This window comes from Holdemania sp., assembly GCF_986127675.1.
Window position 1 is genome coordinate 1 of the sequence record NZ_CFQZWI010000112.1, and the last position, 8242, is coordinate 8242.

7 protein-coding genes are annotated in these 8242 nt (G+C 54.1%); 1 reads left to right on the forward strand and 6 read right to left on the reverse strand.

Annotation, left to right across the window (positions count from 1 at the left end; genetic code table 11):
• Window positions 1-240: 240 nt before the first annotated feature.
• Entirely contained in the window at window positions 241-1329 is a 1089-nt protein-coding gene (locus AC5OW4_RS13130; protein ID WP_308560365.1) for a metallophosphoesterase, read from the forward strand.
• A gap of 267 nt (window positions 1330-1596) precedes the next feature.
• Here AC5OW4_RS13130 and gltA read toward each other — a convergent pair whose 3' ends face one another.
• From gltA to AC5OW4_RS13160, 6 genes are all read right to left on the reverse strand, one after another.
• Window positions 1597-2973: an NADPH-dependent glutamate synthase gene (gene gltA, locus AC5OW4_RS13135; RefSeq protein ID WP_195397149.1), complete on the reverse strand. Its 1377-nt coding sequence runs from the start codon at window positions 2971-2973 to the stop codon at window positions 1597-1599.
• Window position 2974: 1 nt separating this feature from the next.
• Window positions 2975-3793 carry a sulfide/dihydroorotate dehydrogenase-like FAD/NAD-binding protein gene (locus AC5OW4_RS13140; RefSeq protein WP_195397147.1) on the reverse strand — a complete coding sequence of 273 codons (819 nt, stop codon included), beginning with the start codon at window positions 3791-3793 and terminating at the stop codon, window positions 2975-2977.
• A 170-nt stretch (window positions 3794-3963) separates the two neighbouring features.
• Window positions 3964-5232 (reverse strand): galactokinase, encoded by a 1269-nt coding sequence (locus AC5OW4_RS13145; RefSeq protein WP_295767696.1) that lies wholly within the window; start codon window positions 5230-5232, stop codon window positions 3964-3966.
• Window positions 5229-6248 carry an aldose epimerase family protein gene (locus AC5OW4_RS13150; protein ID WP_295767698.1) on the reverse strand — a complete coding sequence of 340 codons (1020 nt, stop codon included), beginning with the start codon at window positions 6246-6248 and terminating at the stop codon, window positions 5229-5231. Before AC5OW4_RS13150 ends, AC5OW4_RS13145 begins: the two co-directional genes overlap by 4 nt.
• 2 nt (window positions 6249-6250) lie before the next feature.
• On the reverse strand, window positions 6251-6931 hold the full coding sequence (gene rnc, locus AC5OW4_RS13155; RefSeq protein ID WP_295767700.1) for a ribonuclease III: 681 nt from the start codon (window positions 6929-6931) through the stop codon (window positions 6251-6253).
• 42 nt (window positions 6932-6973) lie between these two features.
• The coding region (locus AC5OW4_RS13160; protein ID WP_493677068.1) for an ATP-dependent DNA helicase RecG at window positions 6974-8242 on the reverse strand (1269 nt) is incomplete at its 5' end.

Genomic DNA, 8242 nt, shown 5'->3' on the forward strand with positions numbered 1-8242 from the left:
GACGCTCTTCCGATCTCTGATTTTCATTATAGAAAAAAACGCAGGTCTTTTAAAGTCTTTTCCCCGGATTCCTGAACTTCTTGATGATCTTTTTTCAATTTCTTCCTGAAACAATTTTCATTGAACTGATTCTTCCAGGTTAGTCCTGGTCTTCTTTGAAGCCGGTTTTCAAAATTCTTTATTTTTTCTGACGCTGATTTTTCGTTTTCTCTGGTATCCTAATGAATAGGAAGTGAGACTATGGTGCTTAAATTGATATTAATTCTGGTCTTGGCCGGAATTCTGGCGGGTCTGGCCGCCCAGCAGCGCCTGCTTGAGCGCAGTCATGTTTCGTTCAGCATTCGCAAAAAAATCCAGATTTTTGACGGAGTCGCGGTACTGATATTCATCGTCCGGTTCATGCCCTTACCGCTGGGCTCTACGCAATTCGTTCAGGCTCTGGCCTTGGGCGCGTTGGTTTTCCTGGCGATTTCCACACTGCTTCTGCTGCTTTTTCAGCTGCGGCACACCGGTACGCGGACCTGGCTGCTCAGCTGGCTGAGTCTCAGCGTCCTGCTGAGCGGCGGAATCAGCGTCACAGGATGGCGGCAGGCGCATACGCTTGCCGTTCACGATACCCAGCTCACGCTGAGCTCCCGGTTTCCACATGACGAACTGCAGTTCACCGTGATCTCGGATTTGCATTTGGGAACCTCCGTCAACACGAAGGAAATCAACGCCTTAATCCGCATCCTGGAACAAACGCCGGAGCAGCCGGTGATCATCGCCGGCGATCTGTTCGACGAATACACGACGCCGCAACAGCTGCAGCAATTCCTCGATGCCGTCAATCATTCCCAACTGGAAACGGTCTATCTGGCGGCGGGCAATCATGAATACCACCAACGCCGCTATGAAGCGTATTTCCAACAAATCCAGGCCAGCCGGATCGTCCTGCTTCGCGATCAAACCATCGCGATTGACGAGCATCTTCAGCTGTTGTTCCGTCAGGACCGCTCGCAGCCGCGTCTGGCGTTAAACGATTTGATCGGCAATCTGAACGCCGACTGGATCGTCGTCGATCATCAGCCTAAACTGAAAGAGAAAAACCCGGCGGTGCTTTTACAGGTGTCCGGCCATACCCACGCGGGACAGGTTGCGCCGTTCTCCCTGATTGTTGGACTGGCTTATCCGTGCGTCGCCGGCCACTGCGATACCCAGCCGCAAGCGCTGGTCACCAGTGGAATGGGCGTCTGGGGATTACCGTTTCGTTTCGGCACTGTGAGTGAAATTCTGCGGGTCACGCTGCATTTTCAGGCACAGTCAGGAATTCCTGCCGATAATGCCTGAAGACCTGCATCCTATTTCTTAGTCAGATGTCCTTTTTCTTAGTCTAGATGTCCTTGAATTTAATCATTCCTGCTCAGATTCCTCGGGGCAGTTTTTTTATGTTTCGCAAGGTTACTTTCCCCTCATTCGCAGAAATCATCGTTAAAGCTATACTCAAAATCAAAAAGTACGTTCGACAGGAAAGCCTTGCATTTCCGCCTTGCTTGTTTTAAAAAATGAGAAAAGCTGCGCTTCTCTCAACCTGCGCAGCTCTTCAAGATTTTACAATTATGCTTTGTTCGGCGTCAACGCCTTGATAATCGAGGCGGCCGCTTTCTTCCCCGCGCCTAACGCCAGGATGACCGTCGCCGCGCCGCTGACTGCGTCGCCGCCGGCGTAGACGTTCTTCATCGTCGTTTCCTGTTCTTCGTTGACGACCAGACACCCGCGGGCATTGGTCTGTAAGCGAGGTTCACTGCGGACAAGCAGCGGATTGCTGGAAGTGCCTAAAGCCATGATCACGCAGTCGCAGACCAAATCGATCATTTCTCCAGTCGGCACCGGCGAACGCCGGCCGCGCTCATCCGGCTCGCCCAGCTCCATCTTCTCCAGCTTCACGCCTTTGACGAAGCCTTTCTCATCCTTGTAGATTTCAACCGGATTGTGCAGCGTCATAAACGTGATGTCCTCGTCCATCGCATGTTCGACTTCTTCCTTGCGCGCCGGCATTTCCGCCAGCGACCGGCGGTAGACGATTGTAACTTTCTTCCCCAGCCGGCGGGCGCAGCGTGCGGCATCCATCGCGACGTTGCCGCCGCCCACGACGATCGTGTGATTGCTTTGATAATACGGCGTCAGATGATCCTCGCGATAGGCCTTCATCAGATTGACGCGGGTCAGCACTTCGTTAGCGCTGAAGACCCCGGCCGCAGTTTCTCCCGGAATGCCCATGAACTTCGGTAAACCGGCGCCGCTGCCGATAAAGACCGCCTGGAAGCCTTCGTCTTCCAACTCCTGCATCGTCAAGGTCTTGCCGATAATGACGTTGGTTTCAATCGCAACGCCCAGGTGTTTCAGTTGATCGAGCTGTTCGTCGACGATTCGCTTCGGCAGACGAAATTCCGGAATACCGTAGCGCAAGACGCCGCCCGCCTCATGCAAAGCTTCATAGATCGTCACCGCAAACCCTTCCTTCGCCAAATCCGCCGCACAGGCCAGCCCGGCCGGACCGGAGCCGACAATCGCAACCTTCATTCCGTTGGGCTGCGGCTTTTCCGGGTAAACTGGCGTGTGATGGTCGGCGACATAGCGTTCCAGCCGGCCGATCGCCACGGCTTCCCCGCGGATTCCGCGGACACAGTTCTTTTCACACTGGTTTTCCTGCGGACAGACGCGCCCGCAGATTGTCGGGAAACTGTTGGTCTTGGTAATGATGCCGTAAGCCTCGTCGATCTTGCCCTGCTTCAGCGCCTGGATAAAATCCGGAATCATGACGGAAACCGGGCAGCCCGCTGTGCATGGATGATTGACGCAGTGCAGACAACGATCTGCCTCGTTGATCATCTGTTCCTCAGTATAACCTAACGCAACTTCCTCAAAGTTTGTAATCCGCACCAGGCCCTCCTGCAAAGGCATCGGCGTTTTTTCATTCTGCATATTCGGCATGTTATTTCGCCTCCTCAAGATGACAGCGATGATCTTCCATATACGTGCGGTTACGCTGCATTAGCTCGTCGAAATCAACCTGATGGCCGTCGAAATCCGGGCCGTCGACACAGGCGAACTTCACCTTGCCGCCGACGGTGACGCGGCATCCGCCGCACATGCCGGTGCCGTCGATCATGATCGGATTCAAGCTGACCAGCGTCTTAATACCAGCCGCTTCCGTCACCTTGCAGACCATCTTCATCATGATGATCGGTCCGATGGCGATGACTAAATCATATTTCTTTCCCTGTTCCAGCTTTTCTTTCAGCGCATCGGTGACAAAACCCTGCTTTCCGGTGCTGCCATCGTCGCTGATCAGCGTAAACTCGTCCGCGATCGCTGCCATTTCCTCTTTCAAAATAACCAGCGATTCATTTTTAAAGCCGGCGATCAAATCGACATGCGCGCCCCGCTGGTGGCAGGCCTTCGCACTTGGATACGCGATCGCGCAGCCGACGCCGCCGCCGATCACGCAGATATTCTGTGCTTCGCCAAAATCAGTAGCCTGGCCTAATGGCCCGACGACATCGCGAATCGAATCACCGGTCTTTAAGGCACACAGCCGCTTCGTCGATTCACCCGCGGCTTGTACGATCACGGTGATCGTGCCCTCCTGCGGATCGGAATCCGCAATCGTTAACGGGATCCTTTCTGCTTTTTCATCTTGATGAAGAATCACAAACTGTCCTGGCTGAACCTTCTTCGCGATCCGCTCTGCTTTTAACTTCAGCAACGTGATCTGTGGGTTCAGGACACGAGCTTCTAAAATTTCAACCATGTTCTCTCATCCTTTCTGCAATCCCTTTCATAAATTAAGTATATAGCGAACACCTTGTGAATTCAACAAGTTAAATTAATTTCATTATTCACAATCTCCATTAACAGGAAAGTGTCTGAATTCTGATGCTTTCTGCTTGACAAAACAAAAAAAGAACCTTTACGGTTCTTTTAAATCAGCCGGACTCCGCCTTCCGGACGGATGGATAAAACATGACAGCTGCCTGAGCCGAAGCAGTCGTCCATGACCTTCTGATACGAGTCAAGCAACGCCAGCGGCACAAACGCCTGAATCGTTCCTGCCAGACCGCCGCCGTGGACGCGCCATGCGCCATGGCCCTTCAGCACGTTTTCCGACAAGGCCAGCGCCAGCGCCAGCGACTGATGCCGGATATCGCTCGGACTGGTTACGTTCTGTAAATACATGAAGCTGGAATGCCCCGATTCGATCACCAGTTCAAAGAAACGCTTCAGATCGTGATCCTTCAGCGCCTGCACCTGCAGCGGCACCCGCGCGTCTTCCTCAAAGAAATGAATCGCCCGCAGAATTGCGCGATCGTTCTGAACCTTCTCCCGCACCTCGCGCAGCCGGCGGTAGAATTCAGCCGGCTCTACCTGACGCAGCACCTCGGCGCCGAAATACGCGGCAACCTGGCGCATTTCTGAAGGCATCAGACCGTATTCATCCGACAGATCGGCGTGATCCTGGCGCGTATCGACCAGACACAACGCGATCTGACTGTGATTGAAATCAAAATCAACCTGTTCCACAAGCACATTCTGCGGATCCTTGAAATCAATCGTCACAAAATTGCCGACGGAACAAGCCATCTGGTCGAGCAGCCCGCTCGGCTTGCCAAAATACACGTTTTCTGCATACTGACCGATCTTGGCGATTTCCTGCGCGGAAACCTGTCCGTCATTATACAAATGCGATAAAATCGTGCCGACCAGCACTTCAAAAGCAGCGGAGGAAGAAATTCCCGAGCCTTTCAGCACCGTGCTGTTGGAAACGGCCTGAAATCCGCCGATCTTGTAGCCGCGCTGGACAAATCCGGCCAGCACGCCGCGGATCAGTGCTTCCGAGGTGTTTTTTTCTTCCGGATGGACAAACAGATCCGCTAACGACACTGGTTTGATCTCAAAGCCTTCCGAGTAAAAGACGACCTCGCCTTCCCGCCGCCCGGCCGCCGCTGCCGCATCCATATTGACGCTGGCTGCCAAAACGCGGCCATGTTGGTGGTCGGTATGGTTGCCGCCGACCTCGGTTCGTCCCGGAGCCGAAAACAAAGCGCAGTCCGTATTTCCAAACGCTCTTTCGTAATCGTCGATCAACTGGCCGTAGCGTGCGATCTGACGCTCCGCCTGTCCCTCTCCATACAGACTGGTGATCCGCGGCCGCTGTTCATTTAACGCCGCTTTAAGCTCTGTCTTGTTCATGCCTGATCCTCCTGATCAAATTCAAATGCCGTGCAATGCTCCATCGTTTCACCCGGGTTCAGAATGCAGGAAATCTTCGATGGATCATTGACGCTGTTGGGATAATACTGCGTTTCAAAACAAACTGCGCAATGCGGCGTATACCGCACCCCGCCGCGGCCAACCTCGCTGTTTAAGAAGTTGGCGGTGTAGACATGCATGTCCGGCATATCGCTCAGTACCCGCATCGTCAGTCCGCCTTTGATCAGGCTGGCGACCGGTCGGAAGCCAACGCCGTTGAGCACATAATTATGATCCAGGCCGCCGGCGATTTCCAGCTGGCTGTGATGTTGGTTTAAGACCTCGGTCAGTTTTTTCGGCTGGCGCAGATCGAAGGCCGTGCCTTCGACCTCCAGCGTTTCCGGACGCGTGCAGCCATTGGGATCAAGCAGGCCGATTTCATCGGCGTCCACCTGAATCCAATGTTCGTCTAACGACGGAATCTGTCCGTTCAGCGAGAAATACGCGTGATTGGTCAGCGATACCGGCGTCGCGGCGGTCGTGCGGGTGCGGGTCGTGATCGACAGCCGGTTGCCTGCCAGAGCATAGGTCACCGTGACCGTCAGCTCACCGGGAAAGCCTTCGTCGCCCGCCGGCGATACCAGCTCCAGCGTGACCGTCTGGGAAGTATGTTCCCGCACCGTCCACAGCTTCGCGTCAAACCCTTCCTGACCACCGTGCAGCGTATTGCCTTTATCGTTGCGGTAAAGCGTGTAAACCTGTCCATCGAGCATGAACTGCCCGTCTTTGATGCGGTTAGCGACGCGCCCGATCATCGCGCCCATGTATTTGACGGATTTTTGATAGCCGCCGACCTGATCGAAGCCCAGCACTGCGTCCAGCTGTGCGTCCTTGACCCACAGTGAAACCAGCGTGGCGCCGTAATCGCTGACGCGCACCCGCAGCTTATCGTTTTCAATTTCTAACCACTGCGCAGACCGGCCGTCCTGCAGCGTTCCGAAGTTTCCCTTGTTCATCTTCACAGCACCATCTTTTCAAACGCGTTCTGAGCGGCTTTTTGTTCCGCCTTTTTCTTGGAGTTGCCCTTGCCTGTGCCCAGAATAATCCCGTCCAGTTTAACCTGCACTTCAAACTCCGGTTTATTGGAAGGCCCCGTCGTATTGATGACTTCATAGGTCACGGTTTTGCGGGAATCCGATTGGACATATTCCTGCAGCTTCGTCTTATAATCGACGATGATCGGTTCCTCCGGATGGCTTAAATGCGGCACGATTACCTCGGTCAGGATATTGTCGATCGATCCCATCCCGCCATCCTCATACAGTGCGCCCAGCATTGCTTCAAACATATCGGCGATAATCGAATCGCGCTCGCGGCCGCCGGTTTTTTCCTCGCCCACGCCCAGCTTCAAGAAGGAATTCAGCTGCAGCTGCCGGGCATAGATCGCCAACGCCTCCTCGCACACCAGCTGCGCGCGGAAGGTCGTCATGTGCCCTTCATCCAGCGGCGGATCCAGGCGGAACAATTTATCCGAAACCCACAGCTGCAGCACCGCGTCGCCCATGAATTCCAGGCGCTCGTTATCATGTTTCAGCTGCTTATGTTCATTGACATACGAGGAATGCACAAAAGCCTGCTCGATCAACCGGCTGTCTTTGCAATGAATTCCTCGTGCTTCAAGCCATTCGCATATTTTCATTTTTTTCTTCCTTTCTGATTCTCTTATTTTATTATATCGTGATTAATCCATATAAGAAATAGCGGATTCATTTTCTTTCCGGATTTTAGTTAACAACGGCTGAAACTCCGCGTTGTCCGGATCGTTCAGGATCCGCGCCGCGTCCTGACGGGCAGTCTGGATGATTCTGGTATCGGCGATAAGATCGCCTAAAATCAATCCCGGCACCCCGCTTTGACGGGTACCCAGCAGCTCGCCTGGTCCGCGTTGTTCCAGATCCTTCATCGCGATCTCGAAACCGTCCGTCGTCTGTTCCATGATTTTCAAACGGGCCAGACTTTCCGGATCCTTGCTTGCGGTCAATAAAAAACAATAGCCCTGCCGGCGTCCGCGGCCAACCCGGCCGCGCAGCTGATGGAGCTGCGACAGACCGAAGCGGTGCGCGTCGTAAATCACCATGCAGCAGGCGTTAACGACGTTGACGCCGACCTCGATGACCGTCGTCGACACTAAGATCTGCGTCTTATTGGCCTCAAAATCATGCATTGCCTGTTCCTTTTCCTCGCTGCTCATGCGCCCATGCATCAGGCCCAGCTTGGCCTTGCCTGAAAAGGCTTCGCTTAAGCTATCAAAAATATCGAGCACGTTGCGGCCGTCGAAGTTTTCATTTTCCTCGATCGCGCTGCAGACGATGTAAATCTGACCGCCCTGCTCCAGCTGGTTCAACAGCTGCGGCATGATCGTGCGCAGGCTGTTTTCCTCCACTAACCGAGTCTGAATCGGTTTGCGGCCCGGCGGCATCGTCATGATCGTCGAGATATCCATGTCGCCGTAGAGCGTCGCGGCCAGCGTCCGCGGGATCGGCGTCGCGCTCATCAACAGAAAATCGACCTTCTCGCCCTTTTCCTTTAACGCGCGGCGTTGTTCTACGCCGAAGCGATGCTGTTCGTCGGCGACAACCAACCCCAGTTTGGCAAACTCCACTTCCTTTTGAAAGAGTGCGTGCGTGCCGGCGACCAGATTCAGCGTTCCGTCCTTCATCGACTGCAGCACTTCTTTTTTCTTTGCCGAAGGCAGCGACGAACAAAGTACATCGATCTTGATCGGCAGACCGGCGAAAAGTTTCTTTAAGGAAACGGCATGCTGACGGGCAAGGATTTCCGTTGGGGCCATGATCGCGCCCTGATGGCCGCTGAGCACGCAGGCATACAAAGCCAGCGAAGCGACCAGAGTTTTGCCGCAGCCGACGTCGCCCTGGATTAACCGATACATGATTTTATCGCTGCCCAGTCGATCATATCCCGCACCTTGACAAGGCAGCGGTCCAGCGCG